This window comes from Endozoicomonas sp. 8E, assembly GCF_032883915.1.
GTDB lineage: Bacteria > Pseudomonadota > Gammaproteobacteria > Pseudomonadales > Endozoicomonadaceae > Endozoicomonas_A.
Genome location: NZ_CP120717.1, coordinates 539452 through 565332, shown reverse-complemented (window position 1 = coordinate 565332; position 25881 = coordinate 539452). Strand labels below are relative to the sequence as shown.

General features: G+C 47.9%; 18 protein-coding genes. 2 read left to right on the top strand and 16 right to left on the bottom strand.

All coding sequences use genetic code 11. From position 1 onward, the window contains the following. Positions 1–42: 42 nt before the first annotated feature. The 10 genes from P6910_RS02235 to P6910_RS02190 form a co-directional block, all read right to left on the bottom strand. Positions 43–1182, bottom strand: coding sequence for a hypothetical protein (locus P6910_RS02235; RefSeq protein ID WP_317144663.1), 1140 nt, complete (start codon positions 1180–1182; stop codon positions 43–45). 215 nt (positions 1183–1397) lie between these two features. Next, a complete protein-coding gene (locus P6910_RS02230; protein ID WP_317144662.1) occupies positions 1398–3023 on the bottom strand; it encodes an ankyrin repeat domain-containing protein in 1626 nt (541 codons plus the stop codon). A gap of 115 nt (positions 3024–3138) precedes the next feature. Further along, positions 3139–4284, bottom strand: a complete 1146-nt coding sequence (locus P6910_RS02225; RefSeq protein ID WP_317144661.1) for a hypothetical protein — start codon at positions 4282–4284, stop codon at positions 3139–3141. A 230-nt stretch (positions 4285–4514) separates the two neighbouring features. Then, on the bottom strand, positions 4515–6044 hold the full coding sequence (locus P6910_RS02220) for a hypothetical protein (protein WP_317144660.1): 1530 nt from the start codon (positions 6042–6044) through the stop codon (positions 4515–4517). Positions 6045–6514: 470 nt separating this feature from the next. Further along, complete coding sequence (locus P6910_RS02215) at positions 6515–7093, bottom strand: chorismate mutase (RefSeq protein ID WP_317144659.1); 579 nt, start codon at positions 7091–7093, stop codon at positions 6515–6517. Between the two features lie 796 nt (positions 7094–7889). Further along, the gene (locus P6910_RS02210) at positions 7890–8492 is read right to left on the bottom strand and encodes a hypothetical protein (protein ID WP_317144658.1); all 603 of its coding nucleotides are present in this window, start codon (positions 8490–8492) and stop codon (positions 7890–7892) included. A gap of 855 nt (positions 8493–9347) precedes the next feature. After that, on the bottom strand, positions 9348–10982 hold the full coding sequence (locus tag P6910_RS02205) for an IS1634 family transposase (protein WP_317142404.1): 1635 nt from the start codon (positions 10980–10982) through the stop codon (positions 9348–9350). Next, positions 10910–11767, bottom strand: coding sequence for a hypothetical protein (locus P6910_RS02200; RefSeq protein WP_317144657.1), 858 nt, complete (start codon positions 11765–11767; stop codon positions 10910–10912). The genes P6910_RS02205 and P6910_RS02200 overlap by 73 nt, the downstream gene beginning before the upstream one ends. Positions 11768–12078: 311 nt before the next feature. Beyond that, complete coding sequence (locus P6910_RS02195) at positions 12079–13329, bottom strand: hypothetical protein (protein ID WP_317144656.1); 1251 nt, start codon at positions 13327–13329, stop codon at positions 12079–12081. Positions 13330–13440: 111 nt separating this feature from the next. Then, positions 13441–13890, bottom strand: a complete 450-nt coding sequence (locus P6910_RS02190) for a hypothetical protein (protein WP_317144655.1) — start codon at positions 13888–13890, stop codon at positions 13441–13443. Between the two features lie 214 nt (positions 13891–14104). Between P6910_RS02190 and P6910_RS26650 the strand changes: the two genes are divergently transcribed. After that, positions 14105–14257 carry a recombinase family protein gene (locus P6910_RS26650; RefSeq protein WP_410493871.1) on the top strand — a complete coding sequence of 51 codons (153 nt, stop codon included), beginning with the start codon at positions 14105–14107 and terminating at the stop codon, positions 14255–14257. A gap of 14 nt (positions 14258–14271) precedes the next feature. Next, complete coding sequence (locus P6910_RS02185) at positions 14272–15411, top strand: RNA-guided endonuclease TnpB family protein (RefSeq protein WP_317144654.1); 1140 nt, start codon at positions 14272–14274, stop codon at positions 15409–15411. A gap of 120 nt (positions 15412–15531) precedes the next feature. Here the strand turns inward: P6910_RS02185 and P6910_RS02180 are convergent, their stop codons facing one another. The 6 genes from P6910_RS02180 to aceE form a co-directional block, all read right to left on the bottom strand. Continuing rightward, entirely contained in the window at positions 15532–16215 is a 684-nt protein-coding gene (locus tag P6910_RS02180; protein ID WP_317144653.1) for a hypothetical protein, read from the bottom strand. A 143-nt stretch (positions 16216–16358) separates the two neighbouring features. Further along, positions 16359–17879: a C2H2-type zinc finger protein gene (locus P6910_RS02175; protein WP_317144652.1), complete on the bottom strand. Its 1521-nt coding sequence runs from the start codon at positions 17877–17879 to the stop codon at positions 16359–16361. A gap of 211 nt (positions 17880–18090) precedes the next feature. Further along, positions 18091–19101: a hypothetical protein gene (locus P6910_RS02170; protein WP_317144651.1), complete on the bottom strand. Its 1011-nt coding sequence runs from the start codon at positions 19099–19101 to the stop codon at positions 18091–18093. Between the two features lie 233 nt (positions 19102–19334). Next, positions 19335–20615 carry a hypothetical protein gene (locus tag P6910_RS02165; RefSeq protein ID WP_317144650.1) on the bottom strand — a complete coding sequence of 427 codons (1281 nt, stop codon included), beginning with the start codon at positions 20613–20615 and terminating at the stop codon, positions 19335–19337. Positions 20616–20791: 176 nt separating this feature from the next. Further along, on the bottom strand, positions 20792–22744 hold the full coding sequence (aceF, locus tag P6910_RS02160; protein WP_317144649.1) for a pyruvate dehydrogenase complex dihydrolipoyllysine-residue acetyltransferase: 1953 nt from the start codon (positions 22742–22744) through the stop codon (positions 20792–20794). A 19-nt stretch (positions 22745–22763) separates the two neighbouring features. Continuing rightward, complete coding sequence (gene aceE / locus P6910_RS02155) at positions 22764–25421, bottom strand: pyruvate dehydrogenase (acetyl-transferring), homodimeric type (RefSeq protein ID WP_317144648.1); 2658 nt, start codon at positions 25419–25421, stop codon at positions 22764–22766. Positions 25422–25881 lie beyond the last annotated feature (460 nt).

Below are 25881 nucleotides of genomic sequence, written 5' to 3'. Positions count from 1 at the left end.
CCGAAAAGATCCGATATACTCGACGCCATAAGAAAAGCCTGCCTACAAAGCTTCTATAGGCCCACCGTATTCGATAGTGAGTTTAAACTCATTGCGCAACCGCGCCGGAACATTTTCCAGCAGGAAGCCCTCCAAATAGGTGCGTAATTGCTGCCTTTCTTCCTGACTGCAATCGTAATCAGCCATTACTTTGAACTGAAGTTGACCTCTGGCCTTACCAGTCATATGCAACCCGCACACGCGTACATGCTTCCAAAGCAGAGAACTAACACAATGCATAAATTCTTTTTGCATGTCACTAATAATGCTCTCTTCTGAGATTCTGGACAAAATAGCCACGCCCGTCCTGTCATGGCCAGTTGTCTGCTTGATATCAGTGCTTTGACTGGAGAACTGCGCTGGACAAACACCAGGATTCAGCGGCCCTTCGGCGGACACTTTGCTATCGGTTGATGATCGAAGTATACAAACGCCATGACAGGAATCGAAGTAACAATCTAAACCCAAAGTATGCTGGTGTTGTTCAGAGCCTTCGTGACCGCCACCAGAACCGGAAGACATATGACTACTGGAATAACCGGTAAGTTGGGTGGAGGTGGTTCCTGAGGCTTGCTGACCGGATGATGATGGCTGCTGGTTTTTTTGGCCGTTTTGTTGTTGGTCATTTCCGGGGAGCTTCATAGTGGTGATTACAAAAGGCTCACCCCCCTGCGTCATCATAGAGGCCGCCTCTGGTTTTTCCAACGGATTAAACAGCAGTGAGTCGGTGTTCCAATAGCTTTTCAAAAGCAAACCAACAAAGACAAAAGCTTCTGAAGGTAGCCATAATGTTGGCTTGGCGCCCAGAGCAGCGCCGTAGACCAGTTCGAAAGCAACCAGCAGATTCGTGGCGTAAAGCCATTGCCATGAAATGGACTTGATAAAGTCCGTCTTTAACAACCCATAACCGATAAGTCCATGTCGTTTATCAACAGACAGAAAATCTGACTCTGGATAGCTATTTTTGTCAGCAATGTCTGACGACTTACACGGCTGTGTATTGAGGCCACTGTTTACAGAAAAGCTCTGGTTTGAAGAGCCTGCATCCTGTTGAAATTCGACAACAAAACGCCTTGTCAAAAGTTCGGCTTGGCAGTAGACAGATATTATCGCTAGCAGTGTCGCATAGAGTGAGTTTTTCACTATTCCATCTCTAAATAAATTCTGATCTCTAAAGAAAAAAATAGATTGAGAAAGTGAAAAATCAAAAAAACGTTTTTTTGTCAAAAACCAAAGGTTGAATCAGGTAAAAGATACCCCTCAGGGTATTTATTGATAACAATATGAAGGCCTCTTACCGCGACCTGTAATGTCCGCTCCTTTACCCACCGTTTGGGCGAGGGTTTATGACGTTTTTGCTAGAAGGATAGCGGTCGGTACACAAAAGCTTTCAGGTGCCTGGGCAGCTGCAGGCAATGGGAATCGGCGCGCAGGGTCTGCCAAAAATTAGCCCGGTTCTGCACCAGCCGCGAGCGGATAGAGGCACGGGCCCAACACTGTAGCGACGCCGGTTGATAAGGTACAGGTGTATAATTCTTCAGAATGTTAGCAACTTTGATATGCCCGTTCTTCTCAGCCAGATGGAGTAAGCTCAAATCGGGCTTATTGTGCTTATTACTGACATTCGGGGGAACCCATAGCTGGTCAAATGGAACAAAGTGCCTGGCCAGCAAAATGGTGACGATTTCTACTCTTTCTGAATAATACCCGTACCCATAACCTAGCTCACTTTGCAGATCTTCATGGATAACTTTAACGCCCTCAGAATCACGAACATTTGGATTGGCACCATTGGCCAGCAGGAGCTTGATCGCCTTCAGATCACTTGAGCGTACCGCAACAGACAATGGAAAGATAAAGCCTCTGGGATCACTTGGTTCCACGCCGTTTGCCAGAAGAGTGGCTGTCATTTGCGGACCACTGCGTATCGCCCAGCACAACAGCAGCGCACGGTCAAAGTAACCGGAATGGTACAGACTGGCACCGCTATGAAGCAATAGTTCAACGATTTCAGCATGTCCATCCCTTATCGCAAACCATAGCGGACAGTGGCCATTGTGGTCCGGGGCATCGGGGTCAGCACCATCAGCCAACAGAAATTGGACAGTATTACTATGACCTCTCGATACTGCATTATGCAACAATGATCCACTGTGGCACCGGGCATTTGCATCGCCCCCTTGATTGGGCGTGGTGCATACCACTTCTGAGTTTATGGATGAAATAGTCACGCTATCAGGGCCGATTGTCTGGTTGATATCAGTGCCTTGAGTGGAGAATTGAGCTGGAAAAACACCAGTATTCAGCGGCCCTTCGGCGGACGCTTTGCTATCGGTTGATGATCGGAGTTTACAAACGCCATGACAGGAATCCACGTAACAATCTAAACCCAACGTATGCTGGTGTTGTTCAGAGCCTTCGTTACCGCCACCAGAACCAGAAGACAGAGGACTGGTAGAATAACTGCCAGGTTGGTTGGAGGAGGTTCCTGAGGCTTGTTGACCGGATGATGATGGCTGCTGGTTTCCTTGGCCGTTTTGTTGTTGGTTATTTCCGGGGAGCATCATCCTGGTGATTGTAAAAGGCTCATCCCCCTGCGACATCATAGAGGCCACCCCCGGTTTTTCCAACGGATTAAACAGCAGTGAGTCGGGTTTCCAATAGCTTTTCAAAAGCCAACCAACAAGGACAAAAGCTTCTGAAGGTAGCCATGATACTGGCTTGGCGCCCAGAGCAGCGTTATGGGCCAGTTCGTAAGCAACCAGCAGATTTGTGGCGTAAGAGATGGACTTGATAAAGGCCGTCTTTAACCCATAATCGCTAAGTCCATGTCGTTTATTAACAGGTAGAAAATCTGAATCGCCATTTGTGTCAGCGATGCCTGACGAGATGTGCGGCTGTGTATTGGGGTCACTCTTTATAGAAAAACTCTGGGTTGAAGAGCCTGCATCCTGTTGAAACTCGACAACAAAAGGCCTTGTCAACAGTTCGGCTTGGCAGAAGACAGATATTACCGCTAGCAACGTCGCCAAGAGTGTGTTTTTCATTATTCCAGTCGTGCATATGGTTTATGGACATGAAAAATAGATAGAAAACTGCCTACAAGGGTTCCAGAGGTCCCTCATATTTGATTATGAGTTTAAATTCATTGCGTAACCGCTCCGGAACATTTTCCCGCAGGAAACGCTCCACATAGGTGCTTAACTGTTGCCTTTCTTCCTGACTGCAATTGTAATCAGCCATTACTTCCAACTGAAGTTGACCTCTGGTCCCACCGGATGTTCCCACTGCACACACACGCGGATTCTTCCAAAGCATAGAGCCAGCGAAGCTCAGTAACTCTCTTCTCATGCCACTAACAATGCTCTTTTCTGAGTTTATGGATGAAATAGCCACGCCCGTCCTATCATGGCGGATCGTCTGCTTGATATCAGTGCTTTGACTGGAAAATTGAGCTGGAAAAACACCAGTATTCAGTGGCCTTTCGGCGGACTCCCTGCTACCGGTTGATGATCGGAGTTTACAAACACCATGACAGGAATCGAAGTAACAAGCTACACCCAGAGTATGCTGGCGTTGTTTAGAGCCTTCGTTACCGCCACCAGAACCAGAAGACAGATGACTACTGGAATAACTGGTAAGTTGGGTGGAGGTGGTTCCTGAGGCTTGCTGACCGGATGATGATGACTGCTGGTTTCGTTGGCCGTGTTGTTGCTGGCTATTTCCGGGGAGCATCATCCTGGTGATTGAAAAAGGCTCATCCCCCTGCTTCGTCATAGAGGCCACCTCTGGCTTTTCCAACGTATCAAACCGCAGTGAACCGGTGCTCCAGTAGCTTTTCAAAAGCAAACCAACAAGAACAAATGCTTCTAAAGGCAGCCATGAAATTGGCTTGGCGCCCAGAGCGGCGTCGTGGATGGTAAAGATCAGTTCGTGAGCAACCAGTAGATTTGTGGCGTAAAGCCATTGCCATGAAATGAACCTGATAAAGGCTGCCTTTAACCCATAACCGCTAAGTCCATGTCGTTTATCAACAGATAAAAAATCTGAACCTGGATAGACATTTGTGTCAGCGATGTCTGCCGAGATGCACGACTGTGTATTGGTATCACCCTTTATAGAAAGGCTTTGGGTTGAAGAGCCTGCATCGTGTTGAAATTCGACAACAAAACGCCTTGTCAACAGTTCGGCTTGGCAAAAGACAGGTATTATCACTAGCAGTGTCGCAAAGAGCGAGTTTTTCATTATTCCATCTCTACATTCTAATTTGTAAAGAAAAAAATAGATCGAAAAAGTGACAAATCAAAAAAACGTTTTTTTGTCAAAAACCAAAGGTTGCATCAGGTAAAAATTGCCGGGAAGAAGATGCCGGAATACAATTCATCCATGATCTGATTAGAAATGACGTCTACCGTCGTTCGGTTAAAAATCAAAAGATATGTGAGATTGATGCGTTTTCAAACCCTTCGATTATTTTATTCAGATGGGTATCGATTCTGGTGGAATGTTCTTCTGTGAAGAAGCAGTTCTTCAGTACTATTGAAGATCACTCCGCATAGTCGCCGCAGCATTCCCCCCACGCCGTCATCCACTAACAAAGCCAGATCACAAAAATGTGACCCGGTAATGTGGTCACTTCTTCCGGGATGCGACCATCTGATATCCCATTCACCTTCGTGATATAATTGGCTGTGACTCTGCTGCTGTAGACTATTTATGAAGACCGTCCCGCATACTCGCAGATTAGCATCCTCCCCACACACTATCAGGTCACAGAATGCTGGCTCAACGTGGTATTTCTTTTTGTGAATCGACAGCTTTTTTTTATTCCTTAAGGACGAACCGCACGGCAGCTGCCTGCCATTCTCCAAAATCACTATTGCGTCACAGACAAATTCTTTGAGACGAGTTTTACAGGCTGTCCCTGTACTCAGTCTGGAGTGGAATCTGATTTTGTGACACGCCAGCCTTTTGGCACTCCAGAAGATCATCCCGCATGGTCGCTGGTCGCCATCCTGCCCGACCACTATCACCTCACATTCGTACCTCCTGCCAGCGGCTGTATTGGCAGCTCCTGCATTTGTTGGGCTTACAGTTGGTTTAACCGGAATGGGCTCTTGCTGATTCATTGGCTCGTGAAAATTATTTTTGGGCTGAACGTTATTTGGGATTTCCGGGCAAGGATATGAGCTTTGTTCTGGTGTTGTTCCTGTTTGTCCTGTTGAACTTTCCCCGACATTCAGCGGTAATTCAGCTGATTCTCTGCTCTCCGGTGATGGTCTGAATATACAAGCGCCATTACAGGAAGCGACGAAGCAATTTAAACCCAAAGTATGCTGCTGGTGTTGTTCAGGGTCTTCGTTGCCGCCACCAGAGTCAGAAGACAGGGAGCCAGTGACAGAACCTTGAATTTGGAAGGTGTTTGCTGAGGCCTGCGGACTGGAAGATTCTGATTGCTCGCTTTGTTGTTGGCCTTGCTGTTGACCATTTCCGGAGAGCATCATGATGGTGTTCGCAAATGGGTTATCCTGACTTGCCTTCAGTTGACCCATCGGTTTAAACAACGGTGAATCGGGGTTCCAATAGCTTTTAATAATCCAGCCGACAGCGATAAAGGCTCCGACGCCTAACCATAGATTAGCTCTGAAGCGAGGAGCTGTATTAGTGATCAGAAACTCGTCAGCAACCAGCGCACTGGTAGCGTAAACCCATAGCCACGAAAGAGATTCAATAAGGGTCGTCTTTAGCTCACAACCGCCAATTCCGCGTGGGCTATCATCAGGCAGCGAAGCCGACCCTGCACAACTGTTTTTGTCGGCAATGTCTGACTGGTTGAACAACAATGTGTTAGAGTCGATCTTTATACTAAAATTCTGGATTGGAGAACCTGCATCACCCCGTTGAAACTCGACAACAAATCGTCTTTTCAACGATTCCGCGTGACAGACGACAGATAATGAAGCAACTAGTAACAGCAGTGCCATGTAGAGTGAGTTTTTCATCATTCCACTTGTGCATATGATTTATAGACATGAAAGATAGATCGAGTAAGTATCAGATCAAGAAAATAAACGTGTTTTTCTGTCAAAAACCAAAGGTTGCACCATGTGAAATCAACCGGAAAGAAGATGCCAGAATACAAACCATTCTGGCCAGAATGTATAAATGACGTCTAAGTACTAAGCCATACGGAATCGAATATTTCTGGCTTATTGGGCAGGTGCTCTGCAAGGCGCAACGACGGGAACATAGCAAGCTATGTGACCAGAGTTGCAACGCAGTCAGAGTGCCTGAACAATAAGTCAGAAAATATGATTTCGTATGGTTGAGTACTTACTATCGCTCAGTCAAAAACCGTAAGAGATTTGAGACCATTTTGCCTTTTTCAGCCGGGAGTATGATTTTTCAGCAGCGAGCCAAGTGGACTGATGACTGGTTTGAAAATGATATGCAGTACAGCTTTCAACGCACTGCACTAGCTCTTGATCAAACGTATCATCTGAAGACTTTCAAACATTTTCTTTTTATCGTTTTCAGATAGATGCTTTGTATTCACCGTTCTGACAAAATCTTTCTGCAGATTATTATCAAAAGACCCTCCATCTTTCAGGTATTCGCTGATTCTAACCACTATTTCATCACCAAGCTCCAAAAGCTTTGGCCTGACCTCAGAAGCTAAATCCCGATATTCACTCTTTTCAGGATGGGTAGATAACCAGTCAGCCCTATAGCGATATTGAATCGCCTTGGCAGCATCCATCTGTGCCTGAAAGAAACCAACAATAGAGTCCGGTTGTATACCTGCCTGCTGCGCATCGACCAATGCTTTCTCAAGCACCTGCTTTTCTCTGGCCAGGTCTTCGACCGCACTATGGCTTTTGGCCTTGGATAAGGCTACATCCTGCATATAGTTCAACCGCTGGTTGATTAACTGAAAGATTCCATTCGACATTGTATCTGCAGCCGTCAAGGTGGAGAGTGTCAAACAGAGCAAACCAATGACTACAAGCTTTGAACTTCCCCAACAATCGTCAGAGCTTAGAACCAGTTTCATTCTGTCGATTCCGCTAGTGACACAGTTCATATTTTCCCAATACCTTCAAATATCTGCCAAAGTCATCAGTGCTTGAGATGAAAGCTGACCTGATGAATTGAAAACGCTACTAATGTCGAATGGTCAGTAGTGGAGAGCGCAAGTGGAAGGAGTGTAGCAGCTTCAGGCGAAGCGGACAGATTTTCGGGCTCAAGAAAGAACTAACAGCCTCAGACGAAAAGAAAGAGATTGATAAGCTTTAAATTGTGAATCTGCTGATCTGGAATATTAAGACCATCCCAGATAGTCGCTTCTGGCCGACCCCGGCGACCACTATCAGATCACAAAATCCCAGTTCAACGTGGCATTTCATTTTGTGATCAGACAGCATCCTGGCGCTCCTGAGGAGCTTCCCGCATAGCCGCCGCTGGCAGCCTTTCCCGATCACTATCGCCTCACATTCGATTATCCTGTTACGAGTTCTAGTGGCTTCCCCTGCATTTATTTTGGATGAAGTTGGATTAACGGGTCCGGGCTCTTGCTGGTTAATTGGCTCGTGAAAATCATTTTGGATCTCTACCTTATTTTGGATTTCCTGCCGAGGATATGAGTTTTGTCCGGATGTTGCTCCTGTATCACCTGTCAAACTTTCTTCGAAATCAAACGGCCCTTCAGTTGACTCTCTGCTATCAGATGATGGTCGATATTGGCAAAGGCCTTGACAGGGATCGACGAAACAATTTAAAGCAAAATGAACTGCTGGTGTTGTTCAGGATTTCCATTACCACCGCCAGAGTCAGAAGGCAGAAATCAGAAGTCAGAGAGCCGGTGACAGAGTCTGGGAGGTGTTTGCCCCTGAGGCCTGCTGACTGGATGATTCTGATTGGTCGCTTTGTTGCTGGCCTTGCTGTTGGCCATTTCCGCGGGGCACCATGCTGGTATTCGCAAATGGTCCATCCTGACCCGCCTCCGGTTGACCCGTCTGCGGTGAATCAGGATTCCTATAGTTCTTAACAAACCAGACGACAACGATTACCGCTTCCCAGAGTAGCAATAGAATATCTCTCTGGCCAAGAGCGGCATTGTTGGTAACGGTCAGTTCATAGAAAACCAGCAGATTGCTAAGGCATATCACTTGCCACGAAAAGGAATCAATAAGGGTTGTTAACCCATATCCGCCAAGTCCGCGTTGTTTGTCATCAGGCAGAGCAGCTGACCCTGCATAGCCGCTATTGTTGGCAGACTGATTGCACGACACTGTATAAGAACCATTCTTTATAGAAATATTCTGGACTGAAGAACCTGCATTATCCTTTTGAAAGCCCACCACAAATTGTTTTTTCAACGACGCACCCTGACAGATTGCAGATAACGAAGCAATCAGCAACAGCTGTGACATGCAGAGTGATTTTTTCATCATTCCATTCCCGCAACTGACCTATAGAAAAGATAGATAGAGAAAGTGTCAAATCAAGAAAATAATCCTGTTTTTCTGTCAAAAACCAAAGGTTGCATCAGGTGAAAGTTTGCCAGAAATAAGAGGCCAGAATACACGCTATCCCTGACCAGAGTGTAAATGACGTCTAAGTACTCAACCATACGAAATCATATTTTCTGACTCATTGTTCAGGCACTCGCGGCAACTGCTCCTGCGTTGCTCTAGCTCCTGCATCCATGCAGTCGTGCTGCGTTGCAACTCTGGTCACATAGCTTGCTATGTTCCCGTCGTTGCGCCTTGCAGAGCACCTGCCCAATAAGCCAGAAATATTCGATTCCGTATGGCTGAGTACTTACTGCTGTTCGGTTAAAAATAGAAAGATGGATGAAATTGAAGCCTGCTCAAGAATGCTACCCAGCATGACATCAATTCTGGTGATATCCACTTCTGTGACAATACAGCCCTTGAATCTGTCTGGTATAAAGTGGGATTAGCTGGTCCGTGCTCTTGCTGATGTTGTTCAAGGTTTTCATCACCGACACCAGAGCCGGTAGACGGGAGGCCGGTGATAGCATTTGTAATCTGGGTGGGAGTTGCGGCTTGTGTCATCTCACATATCTGCTGCGCGCCTTCCCCCCCCGCTCATTGCCTCAAAACAAAGTTGTGGTCCAGTGTGGTGTATTCTTTTGTGGCGCAACAGCTTTTTAGCATCGCGTAAGATCTTTGCACATGGCTCCCACTCGCCATCCGTATTGCGCACTGGCTCGCAACAGACGTGCTGACCGTGTTGCCAAGCGTGGTATATGCTTTTATGGTAACCGCCTTTCACCACCCCTATCAGGAATACATGGACTCGTAAAAAATGCCCAAAATTTGAATGATCGTCCACTGCCTTTCCTTCAAGCCAATCACATGCTCCTCCTGATTATTGACCGTTAATACACTAAGCCCCTGGAAACAGAAAAATACCCATCTTGCTGTTGGGTTCTGGCAGGGCTTTTTTTTCTGGTCTGGAAATACACGACTTTGCTTTTTCAGTTCCTGCCTGATTCTGTGCTGGATAGCAGCATAGACCATCAGGCATAGAGTCATCACCATTAACAGGGCTTCAATACGTTCCGCTTTCTTCAGATAGAGCGAAGATACCAGAAAGTCCGGGCTCTTCAGGAACCGAAAGCCGCCTTCAACTTTTTGTTGCGACTTATAAGTAGACAGCAGCTCAGAGGCATTCAAACTATTTTTATCCAGTTCATTGGTGCTTAGGATAAAACAACCCAGTGAGGCTTCTGCATGCTCCCTTTTCTCGCAGGAAACAAAGCATTCAGCCTGCACAAAGTACTCGAAGTGATCAGGCTTGCTATCCGGCGATGGTCTTCCTTTGCCCGAATAGCAGGGTTTACGGATAACCTCTGGCTCTGTTTCGCTTTGGCAAAGTTTCGATTGTTTCTGCCACAAGGCAAAAGCCTTCAATGCATCGTCCCGGCACAAAAAGGCCTTTTTGCTCAGCTTCTCCAGATCACGGGCCTCTTTCAGTGACTGCTTTTGCATCTTTCGGGTCAATGTTTTCCGTTCACTAAGCCCGCGCTTTTTGTTGAGAAACAGGAACCATCGTTGCTGAACCCCTCCGTAGCAGGAAGGCACTTCAGCTGAGTAGTAATCTTCATAGCCTTCAACAGGCACCAGCGACATGGTTGGCGCTTTGCAGACCAGCTCCTTTGCCTCCTTGATGTTCAGGGGCACCCGGGAGATAAACAGCTGCTTTTGCTCATCAAGCAACTGAAGGGTTTCTGCAACATACATGGCAGCATCAGCAACCAGATAGCGGCTATTCAAAGCGGCCTTAAAACATGACAGATGATTTTTGATAATTTCCTGAAAACAGGTTTTGTCGTTTACATTACCGCTGGCAGGGGCCATAAACACAGGGATGCCCGCCTGATTTTCAGTCATTAACTGCAAGACTACCTGATTCAGGTCAGGCCGGTGGTCACGGCTGTAACCTTGGCAGATATGAATACAATTTAAGTCGTCTGGATTGTCATGACTGTTATAGACTCCATCCACATGAAAGCTGGTGCCATCCAGATTTAATGCCTTGCAAGGAAGTTTCAGATGATTGACGACCTTGACGGCCAGATTGAGATACAAGTCGCTAACACCAGCGTCGTACAAACTGTCGAGAGCCCGACCAAGTACCTTGTCGTTCAAGTGTTCAGCCTGTATACCTTCCCCGATAAGGCGGTCAATCGGCTTATCCTCAAAAAACTCAGGGAGCATGTACAGAGTTTGCCCCGTAAAGCCCAAGCCATTGATGATCATTGCAACTACAGCTTGTCCAATAGTGACATTACGAACATCGGAGTCATTTGTGATACGGGCATCAATGTATTCGGCTATCTTTAACTCCCGACACATAGCGGCAACCAAGCCAAGGTGGTTGAGGTTCTTAGACTGGTATTGAGCTTGAGGCATGTTGGTGTACCTGAATGTCTGTTTATTTCTTTGACAACAGATTTTAGGCAAATATCAATCGGTGTGGTGAAAGGCAGATGGTAAGAAAGCTCTTCGACATTTTCCAGGAACATCCCGCATCGCCGCTGCTCACCATTCTTACCGATACTTATCCCGTCACAGACTATTCTCACGGCATGATCGATTACATTGGCGGCCCCTGCATTCATTGAGCGTAAAGGCGGGATAAAAGGATCGAGCTCTGTTATTTCCGGGTGAGGATATGAGCTTTGTCCGAATGTTACTACTTCTGTGTGACCCGAGCTTTCTTCGAAATTGAGCATTACTTCAGCTGACTCTCCTTGATCGGATGATGATCGGAATTTACAAATGTCATAACAGGAATCGACGTAACAATTTAAACCTAAAGTATGCTGCTGGTGTTGTTCAGGGTCTTCGTTACCATCGCCAGAGTCAGAAGACAGGAGGCTGGTGTGAGAGCCTGTGAGCTGGGTGGTGGTTGCCTCTGAGGCCTGCTGACCGGATACTGCCAATGGCTGGTCTTGTTGGCCATTTTGTTGTTGGTTTTGTCCGGGTAGCATCATAGCGGTAATCACAAACGGGTCATCCTGACTTGCCTTCAGCTGTTCTATCGGGTCAGACAACGGTGAATCGGAGTCCCAATAGCTTTTCAAAAGCCAACCAACAACGGCAAACGCTTCTACAGGTGTCCATGAATTAGCCTGACAGACCATGGACCACAGCAACAGTGCCGACAGGAATGCCGCAGAAATGGGTGTTTTCAAAACTTTATTCTTACATCTGTTTTGTCTTTTTTAGATAGGAAACTAGACCAGTCATGTGATAGATCAAGAAATAAGCATCTTTTTCTGGCAAAAACCAAAGCTTGCAGCGGTTAACAAAAGCCTGCTGCTGCATAACAGTTGTTGGTTTTTTTGTTCAAGCTTGGCTGGAAGTCGAATCATTCCCCAACTTCTGGAGGAATCAGGTCACGTTTGTCAGCCTGCTCCGCAGTATCTTCTTTTGTGATCCGCCAGGCATTGAGCTTTTTCGATGGCATCACGGCATTTCTGCTGCTGGCCATTCTCACTGAACATTATTTGTCAGAGATATCTTCCCTTTCATCATTCTTTGTATGGGCTGTAACTGCATTGATTGAGTGTAGAAGTGTCTGGCTATTTGTTGAGTTGATACAAATGCTTTGAGTGACAGGAAAATCAGCGGGAGGATCGATAGAGAGGTCAACTAATATTTCAAAATCATCGGGAAGATAAGTGGAAGTATCCATCAATGTGTCGAAGTCATCAGGGAGATAAATAGAAGGATCCATCTCTCTGTCGACATCATCAGGTAGGTAAACAGAACGATCAATCGATGTGCCAAAATCAGAAATGATATATACAGGGGGGTCAAGCAATGTGCCAAGATCAGAAATGATATAAACGGGGGGGTCATTCAATGTGTCAGGATCAGTCGATGCAGAGTTCTCTCGATTGTGGGGCTGTTCACAGTGAAAATCGGGTGGATCAGCATGAAGAGTGTCGCATACCGAACTATCTGGGAAATTCAGCGACTGTTCAGCTGACTCTCTGTTTCGCAGTGGTGGTCGAAGTTTACAAACACCAATACAAGAATCGACGAAACAGTTGAAACTCAATGTATGCCGGTTTTGTTCAGAGCCTTCATTACCGCCACCAGAGCCGGAATGCCCGGGGCTGTTGAAAGTACCTTTAATTTGGCTGTTTGCCCCGGGGGCCTGCTGATCAGTTGATAATACCACTGGCTGGTTTCGTTGCTGGTTTTTTTGTTGACCATGTTCGAGGTACGTCATTGTGGTGATCGCATAGGGGTCATCCCACTGTAACATCATAGAAGCCGCCCCCAGTTGATCCATCGTGTTGGGCAGCGCTGAATTGGCGTTCCAATAGCCTTTCAGGAGCCAGCCGACCGCGACAAACGCATCTACTGGCATCCTTAAACAAGGTTTGGCGCCTGAAGGAATGTTAGTACTCAGGATCAGTTCATAAGCAACGAGCAGTTGAGTGACATAAAGCAGCTGCCATGAAATAGACTCAATAAGGGTCGTTTTTAACCCATAACCGCCAAGTCTGTGTGGTTTGTCATTAAACAGCCTATTTGAACCTGAATGGCTATTTGTCTGCGCAATGTATGACGGTTTGCCCGCTAATCTACGCTGGCCAGGCTTTATAGAAAAGTTCCCGTCTGGAGAACCTGAACTCCGCTCAAGCACAACAACAAAACTCCTTGTCAATGGTTTGGCCTGACAGATGACAGATAACGAATAAAGCAACAGCAGCAGCAGTGCCGCAGACAGAGAGTTTTTCATTACATTCCAGTCTGTAGCTTATAGTATTCAATTCTTATTTTAAAAGAGGAAAGATAGATCAAGTAATCGGTTGTTCAAGGAAATAAACGTGTTTTTGGTGTTGCTGCTGCCCTATCCACTTTTGGTCATTATGAGCCATTCTCTGGTTACTTCTTTGGCTATTTCTTTGGTTATTGCTTTGGCTATTTCTTTGACTACTTCTTCGGTGTATTCTCCAGCAAATTCTTCGACCGATTTTTTGATGAATTCTCCACCGAGTTCTTTGATCAATTCCTCGTTCATTATTCCGACCAGTACTTGTCTGAAGAATTCTTCTTCTGCTTCCTCACCCATTATTCTGGCCATTATCCCCCGACCGATTTTAATTAGCCTCAAAATCATCTTCATCAGCAGAACCGGGGCAGGTTCGGCATTGGCAAACACTATGTCAGAGATCGGTGTAATGTTATCAGTGCAATTAACGGATGTGTTTAGCAAGCTTCCCTCTCTATCGTGTGTCGCAATTACTTGTCCCGCAATTGCTCCGGAACTCAGCGACCCTGCAAACGGTTCATCGCTCACGTGTGAGGGTTAAAAACAGTTCGCAGAAATCTATTATAATCCAAAACTATCTTATAAAATCTCAAGCATTGATAAGTGATTACTGAAGATAGGTGAGGCAGCTCGTTTACATAGTACAGACCCAGTAACACTACGAAAATCGGAAAGCACAGGTGAGCTGCTTCCTGCCAGAAAGACCAAAGTTGGAACTTGTTACTACGACGTGTCTGAATTTATGGGCTACAGTAACGAAGCTGCGCCTACGCTTTGCTATTGCAGAGTATCCAGTCACGACCAAAAGCCAGACTTAGACAGTCAGCAAGAGCTACTGGAAGCCTGCTGTTCTGCAAAAGGTTGGCGAACTCAGGTTATACGAAAAAATGCTTGAGACTTTGCAAGACGTTGTTAGCTCACAAGATTGAACTCAGACCGACAAAACAACAAGCCGATTATCTTGATAGGGCTTGTGGTTCTCGTCGTCATGCTTTCAATCAACTGTTAGCCCATTTCAATCAAGAAGGCGTTAAATGGTCAAAGAAGGCTGCGAATGAAAAATACCAAGAACTCAGGCTTGAGTTTCCCTGGTATGCCGAAGTCAGCCAACGTGTCACCAGGAATACAATCGACGATCTTCATGACGCCTTTACTCACTTCTTCCGTCGGGTGAAGAAAGGAGAAAAAGCAGGTTATCCAAGATTCAAGAAGCGAGGACTACACGACAGTTTTTCTCTCAGAGAAAAACCCAAGTTCGATGTTGATGGCAGAACACTTCGCATTGAGAAATTGAAAACCCGCATCAAGATGCGCCAGAAACTGAGGTTCACAGGAACACCCTGTCAGGTGACGATCACTAAGCGAGCCGGAAAGTATTTCGCTTCTATTTTGGTAGACACTCAGGATTACGACCCAAAAGCACAAAGCCATGAGTCTGTGGGCGTTGATTTTGGCATCAAAGATTTAGCTATTTGTTCGAATGGCAAAACCTTTGCTGCTAATCAGAAACTGAAAGGCTCTCTGAAACGCCTTAACAGGAAACAGAGGGCGTTAAGCTGCAAAACAAAGGGAAGCAACCGCTATGTGAAAGCCAAGCGAGCGGTTGCCAAACTGCATTACCGGATAAGTAACCAGCGAACAGCCGTACTACATGAGGTAAGTGATTATCTGACGTCAAGATTCAAAATAATCACCCTCGAAAATCTGAATGTCAAAGGCATGGTAAAAAACCGCAAACTGGCAAGAGCAATCAGTGACGCAGGTTTCGGTAAGCTGAGAGAACTGGTTGAATACAAGGCAGAGCTGCGAGGATGTCAGGTTGTGATTGCAGATCGGTTCTTTCCCAGCTCGAAGAAATGTGCAGTTCATACTTGCGACTACATAAATGACAATCTCACCCTGTCTGATCGTGAGTGGCGGTGTCCAAAATGTAAAACTCTGCATGATAGGGATTACAGTGCGAGTTTTAACCTTGATAATTACGGTCGAGACAGGTTACAGCTCGACGGGGTCGCCCAGACCCTAAACCCTACGCAAGAGTGGAGTTAGACACGATTCGTCGTGCATCCATGCCGACAGCGTAGATAAGTCTACATAATTACAGATTATGTTAGATTTTTAGTAGCGGTCGGAAGATGCATATGCCATTACAGGGATTGACGCGACAATCTAAACCCAAAGTATGTTGGTGTTGTTCAGGGCCTTCGTCACCGCCGCCAGATCCGGAAGACGGGGGGGGGGGTGAGAGCCTGTAACATGGGTGGTTGACCCTGATGCCTGCTGACCGGATGAGGCTGATGCCTGACTTTGTTGCTGGCCATTTTGTTTTTGGCTTTGTCCGGGAAGCATCATAGTGGTGATCACAAACGGATCATCCTGACTGGCCTTCATTTGATCCATCGGGTCAAACAGCGATGAATGGGGGTTCCAATAGCTTTTCAAAAGCCAGCCAACAGCGATCAGTGCTTCTTCAGGTAGCCATGAATAAGGTTTTCCGCTCAGAGCAGCGTCATTTGTGGACAGAACCAGTCTGTAGGCAACCAGCAGACTAGCGGCGTAAATCAATTGCCACGAGGCCGATCCAATAAGGAACGTTTCCACTCCGTAACCGCCAATTCTGTGTGGTTTGTCACCAAGCGGCGAAGCTGGGCCCCGACAGGCGTGTGTGTCTGCGATGTATGACGGATTGCCTGACAATATAAGCTGCTCAGGCTTTATGGCAAAGCTCCGGATTGAAGAATCTCCACCCTGTTCAAGTTCGACAACAAAACTTCTTTTCAATTTTGCAGCCTGACAGATGACAGAGAACAAAATCAACAGCAACAGCAGTGCCGTAGAGAGTGTGTTTTTCAAAACTTTACCTTACACCTGTTTCGTGCTTTGTTTCTTGTCTTTCTTTTTTTCAGATAGGAAGCTAGACCAAGAGGGTGATTGATCAAGAAAACAGGCATTTTTTCGGTCTAAAAAAGCTTGCAGCGCGAAATGACAATCAGAAATCAATCACTTGACTTTGTATCATCAAGCTTTCGTTTCCGGTGTTGCCTTTTATGATTCGACAGGGCTTGAGCACTTGGCAAGGGCGTCTGGCACTCGGGGCAGATTTGCTCTGCGGTGTGATCTTTTCTTCTGTGATTCGACAGGGCTTGAGCGTGTGGCAGGATCGTCTGGCACTCGGGGCAGGTTTGCTCTCCTGTGTGATATAGACTTTTGTGAACCGACAGGGCTTGAGCGTTTGACACGGTCTTCTGGCACTTAGGGCAGGTTTGCCTTCCGGTGTGATCCTTTCTCTTGTGAGCCGACAGGGCTTGAGCGTGTGGCAGGGTCGTCTGGCACTCAGGGCAGGTTTGCTCTCCTTTGTGATATAGACTTTTGTGAACCGACAGGGCTTGAGCGTTTGACAGGGTCTTCTGGCACTCAGGGCAGGTTTGCTCTCCTGTGTGATCTTTTCTTTTGTGGACCGCCAGAGCTTGAGGGTTTGGCAGGGGCTTCTGGCACTCAGGGCAGATTTGCTCTCCTTTGTGATCTTTTCTTTTGTGATCCGACAGGGCTTGAGCGTTTGGCAGGGTCTTCTGACACTCAGGGCAGGTTTGCTCTCCGGTATGATCTTTTCTTTTGTGAAGCGCCAGGACTTGAGCGTTTGGCAGGGTCTTCTGGCACTCAGGGCAAGTTTGCTCTCCGCTGTGATTTTTTCTTTTGTGATTCAACAGGGATTGAGCGTTTGGCAGGATCTTCTTGCACTCAGGGCAGGTTTGCTCCCCGGTGTGATAATGACTTTTGTGACTGGACAATGAGGCTTGAGAGCTGAGTAATTTTTCACAGCCGGGGTAATCACATCGGCATTTTTTGGAGCCTGCCTTCTTTTGTTTTTTCGCAGGAGGTGGATTTAATTTTAATGATGAACCGGTTGTGCTGTCAGCTCCTGAGACAACTGTCGGTGCTTCAGCAGGACGGCTTACCGGGCCAGATTCCTGATTGTCTGTCTGCAAATAGACATCTGTTCTGCAAGCCAAAGAGTCATCTGAGGTTGAACGACACCGTGTACTTGTGGAAGGAGCGAAGATACAGACTCCTCGTTGATTACAACAGGGCTGTTCATGGCAATTTTTGTCAAGGCTATGTCGGGAGTCGGTGGGCTGGCCCGAATTTTCATCATTATGGTCGTTGTCGTATAGATAATGCGATTTTTCTGAATGTCTATTGGATGACTGACCATGATCCTCTGGCCCTGTTGTCCGGGAATAGTCAGCGCCGCCCGTTCCGTACATCAAAGTGATGATCTGAAGTTTGTTTCGCCTAGAGGGTTTGTCATCGGGTAGCATGCCTGAAACTGAATATCCGTTTGTGCTGGTCATGTATGGTGTTTTGTTTTGGATCGGCCTCCAATCGGTGATTGCCATTGCAGATAATGTGCCCGGCCCAGTTTTTATAGAAAAACTCTGGCTTGTCGAAGCCCCATTCTGATGAACCTCAACGATAGAGCGGTAAGTCTGCGGCTCAAACCAGCAGACGATAGGCAAAAAGACCAATACCTGGGAGAGTAAACTGTTAATGGTTCTACCCTCTGTTTTCTGGGGATAGGAGCAGTGAGGATAGATGAGAGGATTAGGAGCACGAAACTAAAATCCGGGGATCACAGGCAGCATCGGCACCATTGACCGCGCAACTATCAGCACAATGACAGTAGGTACATCAGACCTGCATCAAAGTCCTTGCCATTGCGGACAGACTTTATGGATGCCTCGGAGATACCCATAATAGCGACCTCGGATTCTTGCAACCATTTGTCAGGTTGATATCAATGCGGTGAATGTCAGAGAAATCAACAAAGAATTGATTATTGAGTTCATCTGGGGGGGCATCAGTAACTGGCATAAATGTGTTTCTGTCGAAATAAACCAGTGGCGATGTGAAGGATCGACCAGTGATATCCGGGGATGAGGCCTGTCCGGATGTAGCTCCCTCATGGGCGGTCGAACTCTTTACAGAATTGAGCGGCCCTTCAGCTGAGTTATCAGATGATTGTAAGAGTTTACAAACGCCATGACAGGAGTCAACGTAACAATTTAAACCCAAAGTATGCTGTTGTTGATCAGGGCCCTGGTCGTCGCCGCCAAAACCGGATGACAGGAGATTGGCAAAAGAGTCTGTAAGACGGGTAAGAGTTCCTGAGGCACGCTGGGTTGGTTGTTGGCTTGATTGTTGGCTTGATGGTTGGCTTGATGGTTGGTCCCGTCCGGGGAGCATCATGGTGGTAATCACAAACGGGTCATAGTGACTGGTCTCCACTTGATCCATCGGGTTAAACAGCGGTGAATCAGGGTTCCAATAGTTTTTCATAAGCCAGCCGACAGCGACAAACGCTTCCACAGGCAGCCATGAATAAGGTTTACCGCTCAGAGTGCCGTCATGAGTGGTTAGAACCAGTTCGTAAACTACCGGCAGATTAGTGGCGTGAACTAACTGCCACAAGACTGACTCAACAAGAGATGTTTTTACATCGTAACCGCCAAGTCGGAATGATTCGTTTTCAGGCGGTAAAGTCGATCCTGCATAGTCGTTTTTATCGGCAGGATACGACAGGATGCCAGATAATGGATGCTGGCCAGACTTTATGGAAAAGCTCCCGCTTTGAAAACCTCCATTCTGTTCGAACTCGACAACAAGACTTCTTTTTAACGACTTGGCCTGGCAGATGGCAGACAAACAGCATATGAGCAACAGCAGTATCGAGTTTTTCAAAATTTTACCTTACGTCTACTTTTATGCTTTGTATTTCTATTTTCCCGAGTAGAAATTTAGATCAGAAGAGTGAGAGATCAAGCAGAAGAGTGAGAGATCAAGAAAGTAGGCGTGTTTTTCTTTCAGTAAAGAGCTTACCCAACATGATGGAATAGACAAAAGCCTCCCTGCTGAACGCAGAGCTGTGATCACTCCATGGGGTCATCATCTTGCTTCGTCTCAGCCTTACGATTTCAATGCTGCTTTCTTTTGTGATCCGACAGAGCTTGAGCAGTGTTGAAGGCCTTCCCGCATAAAACCTGCTGGCCTTCCTCGACCACCCTCAGGTCACAAACCAGTAACTCGTTTTGAATTTTGAAACTTTCGGCAATTTCTTCAGCCGAAATCTCAGCCAACCTGAGTTCACATTCCTTCAATTGCCCCAGGACAACTCTTTTTTTCTGATGCCGCAGAATTGGGTCCCTGGGGTTCCACCAATCTGTCAGCTGCTGCCCGAAAGGCACTACTGACGCAGAAGGCGAGTTTTGTTCGGGTGTTACTCCTGCCTTTCGGGCCTTTTCTTCAGCTCTAATTTCATGGGCCAACAGGATCTGACATTCTTTCAATCGATCAATGACGGATATTCTTTCCTGAACTCGCCGTTTTTTAGTACTTAAGTGCAACAATTCCATCTGCCGCGCCCGCTCACGAGTCTTTACTCCGGAAGGCAAGATTTGTTCGTGTTTTACTCTCGCGCAGCCAGTCGAACTTGTTCCGGGATTCGGCCCCCATTCAGCAGGCCTATCGCCATCGGGTGATGGTCGGTGTTTACAAACGCCATTACATGAATCAACGAAGCAATTGAAACACAAAGTATGTTGCTGTTGTTCAGGGTTTTCATTACCGTCGCCAGAGCCAAAATCCGTAGGGCTGGTGAAAAAACCGGTAATCTGGGCGGCTGCTCCTGAGGCCTGCTGACCGGATGATGATGGTGGGTTTTGCTGGTCTTTTTTTCCCTGGCCCTGCCCGGGAAGCATCATGGTAGTGATCGCAAACGGGTGGACCTGACTTGCCTCCAGTTGACCCATCGGGTTAAACAGCGGAGAATCGGGGTTCCAATAGCTGTCCATAAGCCAGCCGACAGCGAATAGTGCTCCTAAAGGAAGCGATGAAGAAGGTTTAACGCTCATATCGGCGTTATGGGTGGCCAGAACCAGTTCGCAAACAAACGGAAGATGAGTGGCGTAAATCAATTGCCACGAGATCGAATCATAAAAGGTCGTTTTCACCCCGTAATCACCCAGTTTTTGTGGTTTGTCATCAGGAGGCAAAACGGATTCTGCATAGCCGTTTGTGACGGCAAGGTATGAGGGGTGGTCTGAGAATGCAGGCTGGACAGGCTTTACGGAAAAGATCGTGCCCGGGGAGCCTCCCCACTGCTCAAACTCAACAATAAAATGTCTGTGCAACGGTTCGGCCTGACAGCTGACAGTCAACGAAAACAGTGGCAGCAGGGCAGAGAGTATTTTTTTCAAAACTCTATCCTTACATCTATTTTTATGTTTCGATTTTTTAGACCGCTAAAGCTAGACCAAGAAAGTGATAGTTCAAGAAAGCAAGCGTGCTTTTCTCCCAAAAAAATTGTACCGGCTAAAAAAAAGCCCGCACTGCAAAACAGTCGCGGGCTTTTTTATTCACCGGAATCCGGGGATCACAGAAGAAGACGACGCATGTCAGCTAATAGATTGCTTAGCAGGGTGGTGAAACGGGCGGCATCGGCACCGTTCACCACGCGGTGATCGTACGACAGTGAAAGTGGACACATCAGGCGTGCATCAAAGTCCTTGCCGTTCCAGACAGGCTTCATGGATGCTTTGGAGATACCCAGAATCGCTACTTCAGGCGCATTCACGATGGGGGTAAAGGCGGTACCACCGACTGAACCCAGACTGGAGATGGTGAAGCACCCCCCCTGCATTTCGTCAGGTTTCAGCTTCTTGTCACGGGCCTTGCCAGCCAGCTCAATGCACTCTCTGGACAGATCCCAGATGCCTTTCTGGTTAACATTTTTGATGACAGGTACCAGCAGGCCGTCAGGAGTATCTACAGCAACACCAATGTTGATGTACTTTTTGTAGATAACCGACTCACCGTCTTCACTGAGGGAAGAGCAGAATACCGGCATCTCTTTCAGAACGTAAGCCACGGCCTTCAGGAAGAAAGGCAGCGGAGTCAGCTTGGTGCCTTGGGCCTCAGCCATTGCCTTGTTGGCCTTACGAAAAGCTTCCAGTTCAGTAATATCCGCTTCATCAAACTGGGTGACGTGGGGCACATTCAGCCAGGAGCGCTGGAAGTTTTGAGCCGCTACTTTACGCAGACGATTCAGGGCGACTTCTTCGATTTCACCCCACTTGGCGTAATTCTGGGCAGGCACCGGAGGAATGCCCGCCCCCCCTGTGGCGGCAGCTGTCTGAGGCTTGTCAGCTTCAGTCAGCCTAGCCTTAACATAGGCCTGAACATCTTCTTTCACGATACGGCTGCGTGGGCCTGTGCCTTTTACCCGTTCCAGGTTAACACCAAACTCACGGGCAAGCCTGCGAACCGCTGGACCTGCGTGGAAATTTCGATTGGCTTTTTCCAGTTCAACCAGTTTTTGAGCAGAAGCCGGAGCAGCAGGTGCTGGTGCTTTGGCAGCCGCAGGAGCCAATGCTGCCGGTGCAGAAGCCTGCGGTGTGGGGGCAGAAGCCTGTGGCGCAGGAGCAGCCTGAGCAGTAACACTGCCCTGAGTCTCAATCCTGGCAATCAGGTTGCCCTGGCTCAGCTTGTCACCTTCTTTAATGCAGATCTCTTTGACAACACCGGCAAAAGGAGAAGGTACATCCATACTCGCTTTGTCAGATTCCAGAACAATCAGGGAATCTTCTTCAGCGATTTCATCACCCACGGCTACGCAGATTTCGATAACGGGGACGTCTTCGGCACCAATATCGGGCACCGTCACTTCCTGAACACCACCCGCAACAGGCGCAGCGACTGGAGCCGTTGCGGCGGCCTGGGGAGCTTCCGTCTGAGGAGCCGGAACAGGAGCAGCACCACCCGTGGTTTCGACTTTCACCACCAGATCGCCCTGACTCATCTCGTCGCCTTCTTTCACGCAGATCTCTTTTACTACGCCAGAGAAAGGTGAAGGAACTTCCATGGTCGCCTTGTCAGACTCCAGGACAACCAGAGAATCTTCCTCAGAAATCTCGTCACCCACAGCAACACAGATTTCGATAACTGGGACGTTTTCTGCCCCGATGTCTGGAATCAGAACGTCCTGAATACTGCTGCCAGTTGCTGGAGCAGCTGGCGCAGCTATGGGTTCTGGCTGTGCAGCCTGAGCTGGAGCCGCTTCGGTGGCAATAACAGAACTTTCCTGATCTGCGGCACCTGCCGTCATTTTCAGCATGTCATCACCTTCAGACACACTGTCGCCTACCTTGACCATGATCTCGGAGATCTTGCCGTCACGGGGTGCAGGCACTTCCATGGATGCCTTGTCTGACTCCAGAACAATCAGGGAGTCATCGGCAGAAACTGAATCACCGGGGGCAACGCAGATTTCAATAACTTCTGCACTGCCACTGCCGATATCGGGGATCTTGATTATTTCATCGCTCATTCGGGATAACCTTATGAAATCAGCAGTACAGTGGGTTAGCTTTGTCGCCGTCGATGTTGAACTTTTTCATAGCGTCTTTCATGACAGACACTTCCAGTTCACCGTCTTTTACCAGACCGTACAGGGCAGCAATAACAACGAAGTAACGATCCACTTCGAAGAACTCACGCAATTTCTCACGGGTATCGGAACGACCAAAGCCATCGGTACCCAAGGCAATGAAAGTACCTGGTACGAATTCGCGAATCTGGTCGGCGTAGATCTTCATGTAGTCAGAGGCGGCAACAACCGGACCCTTGCGGCCAGTCAGCTGCTGTTCGACCCAGCCTGCACGCCTTCCGGAATCAGGGTTCAACATGTTGTGACGAGCTGCCGCCATACCATCACGACGCAGTTCGTTGAAGCTTGTGGCGCTCCAGATATCAGACTCGATACCGAAATCGTTACGCAGAATGTCAGCAGCAGCACGCACTTCCTCAAGAATAGTGCCACAGCCCATCAGCTGTACTTTCAGGCCGTCGTTTCCGGCGTTTTCCTCGAAGCAGTAGAGACCTTTCACTATGCCTTCAATGACGGCATCGCCTTCCGGCATAGCGGGCATCTTATAACTGTCGTTCATGGTGGTAATGTAGTACCACACGTTTTCGTTGTCGCTATACATGCGACGCAGACCGTCTTGAACAATCACCGCCAGCTCGTAGCCGTAAGTCGGGTCATAGCTGATGCAGTTAGGAACAGTGGAAGCCAGAATGTGGCTGTGACCATCCTGGTGTTGCAGACCTTCGCCGTTCAGGGAGGTACGACCGGAAGTCGCGCCGATCAGGAAACCACGAGCCTGCATGTCGCCTGAAGCCCAGGCCAGGTCGCCGGTTCGCTGGAAACCGAACATGGAGTAGAAAGCATAGAAAGGAATCATGGGTACGTTGTTGTTACTGTACGAAGTCGCCGCCGCGATCCAGGCAGCGTGGGCACCGGCTTCGTTAATACCTTCTTCCAGAATCTGACCCTGCTTGGACTCCTTGTAGAACATCACCTGATCAGAGTCGACCGGCTCATACATCTGACCTTCAGCAGAGTAGATACCCAGCTGACGAAACATGCCTTCCATACCGAAAGTCCGGGCTTCATCAGGAATGATCGGTACGATGTGCTTGCCGACGTTCTTATCTTTCGCCAGAGCCGCCAAAACACGTACGTAGGCCATGGTGGTTGAGATTTCTCGCTCACCACTGCCTTTGAGAACAGCGTCGAAGGCACTCAGTTCAGGAATTTCCAACTGTACATCCGACTGCTCGCGACGCTGAGGAATGAAACCACCCAGTTTTTCACGATGCTTTCGCATGTAAACCATTTCAGGGCTGTCTTCTGCAGGCTTGAAGTAAGGCAGACTGGCCAGATCTTCATCTTTGATCGGCAGGTCGAAACGGTCACGGAACTGTTTCAGGTCATCGATAGGCAGTTTCTTGACGTTGTGGCTAACGTTGGAGGCTTCACCCGTGGTACCGGTGCCGTAACCTTTTACAGTCTTGGCCAGAATAACCGTTGGCTTGTCGGTGGTGTTTACCGCAGCATGGTAGGCTGCGTAAACCTTGTATGGATCGTGACCACCCCGGTTCAGACGCCAGATGTCGTCGTCAGACAGGTGTTCCACCATCTTTTTGGTTTCAGGGTAACGACCGAAGAAGTGTTCACGTGTCCAGGCACCGCCCTTGGCTTTACAGTTCTGATAGTCGCCATCGACGGCTTCGTCCATCAGTTTCTGAAGCATACCATCTTTGTCCTGAGCAAACAGCTGATCCCAGTGACGCCCCCAGGTCACCTTGATCACGTTCCAGCCAGCGCCACGGAATACGCCTTCGAGCTCCTGCATGATCTTGCCGTTACCACGAACCGGTCCGTCCAGACGCTGCAGGTTACAGTTCACCACGAAGATCAGGTTGTCCAGCTTTTCACGACCCGCCAGAGAGATTGAACCTGTGGATTCCGGCTCATCCATTTCACCGTCACCCAGGAAAGCCCAGACTTTACGGTTCTGCTCCGGGGCCATACCACGGTTGATCAGGTACTTCATAAAACGTGCCTGATAGATGGCCTGCAGTGGGCCCAGACCCATGGATACCGTGGGAAACTGCCAGAAGTCTGGCATCAGGTGGGGGTGAGGATAGGAAGAAAGCCCCTTGCCTTCTACCTCCTGACGGAAACCGTCCAGCTGGTCTTCGCTCAGACGACCTTCCAGGAAAGCACGGGAATAAATACCCGGAGCCGTGTGCCCCTGGTAGTAAACCAGATCGCCTTCACGGATATTGTTGTAACCATGGAAGAAGTAGTTGTAGCCGATATCATAAAGGGTTGCACTGGAAGCGAAGGAAGAAATGTGACCGCCCAGTGAACTGTCTTTCTGGTTAGCACGCATGACCATTGCCAGCGCATTCCAACGAACCAGGGAACGGATTCTGCGTTCCATGAACAAGTCACCCGGCATTCTCGCCTCTTTCTCAGGCGGAATGGTGTTGCGATAAGGGGTAGTAATCGCATAGGGCAGCTGGGTGCCTTTCGCTCTGGCATGCTGGGAAAGTCGGGTCATCAGGTAATGAGCCCGGTCTTCCCCTTCTTTTTCCAGTACGGAATCCAGGGCTTCCAGCCACTCCTGGGTTTCGATGGGATCGATGTCATGCATATAGTTTGCTCCGAGAATTGAGCGCTGTAACCAGTTCTAAAAAAGGCATCTGTGAAGGGGTCATCAGCCACTGATGCATCTTTCCATTTCGATTACCCGAACCAGAGTACACTTTAGCGACTCAGCCTTGAGCAAATAAATCGCTTCAATCTGAGATGAACAACCACACTTTTAAAAGACGGTTGTTCATCAATGTGCCAGTGAAATTCTGTCTGTCAGGGTAGTCGAGGCTCTTAGGGGCCGCTTTCTTCAACCCATATCACCAGTGAAAACCAATGATCAAACGATGTGAGCCTCAGGAGCCCGGACAAGAACAGATTGCTTGAGGGCTACCCCTGTCATGGCTCCCAGCGCCAAACTGTTATCTATGAAAAATCTGTCCAGTCTGCTTGAGCTTCAGGTCCAACCACTGTGCCATCAGGCTTCCAAGGGGACGATTGGTCCCGGATAGAGGTTTAAC

Coding starts and splice junctions, on each gene's coding strand:
- P6910_RS02225 (WP_317144661.1), bottom strand. CDS start 4,284: ATGAAAAACTCGCTCTTTGCGACACTGCTAGTGATAATACCTGTCTTT.
- P6910_RS02220 (WP_317144660.1), bottom strand. CDS start 6,044: ATGATGAAAAACTCACTCTACATGGCACTGCTGTTACTAGTTGCTTCA.
- P6910_RS02215 (WP_317144659.1), bottom strand. CDS start 7,093: ATGAAACTGGTTCTAAGCTCTGACGATTGTTGGGGAAGTTCAAAGCTT.
- P6910_RS02210 (WP_317144658.1), bottom strand. CDS start 8,492: ATGATGAAAAAATCACTCTGCATGTCACAGCTGTTGCTGATTGCTTCG.
- P6910_RS02205 (WP_317142404.1), bottom strand. CDS start 10,982: ATGCCTCAAGCTCAATACCAGTCTAAGAACCTCAACCACCTTGGCTTG.
- P6910_RS02195 (WP_317144656.1), bottom strand. CDS start 13,329: ATGAAAAACTCTCTGTCTGCGGCACTGCTGCTGCTGTTGCTTTATTCG.
- P6910_RS26650 (WP_410493871.1), top strand. CDS start 14,105: ATGGGCTACAGTAACGAAGCTGCGCCTACGCTTTGCTATTGCAGAGTA.
- aceF (WP_317144649.1), bottom strand. CDS start 22,744: ATGAGCGATGAAATAATCAAGATCCCCGATATCGGCAGTGGCAGTGCA.
- aceE (WP_317144648.1), bottom strand. CDS start 25,421: ATGCATGACATCGATCCCATCGAAACCCAGGAGTGGCTGGAAGCCCTG.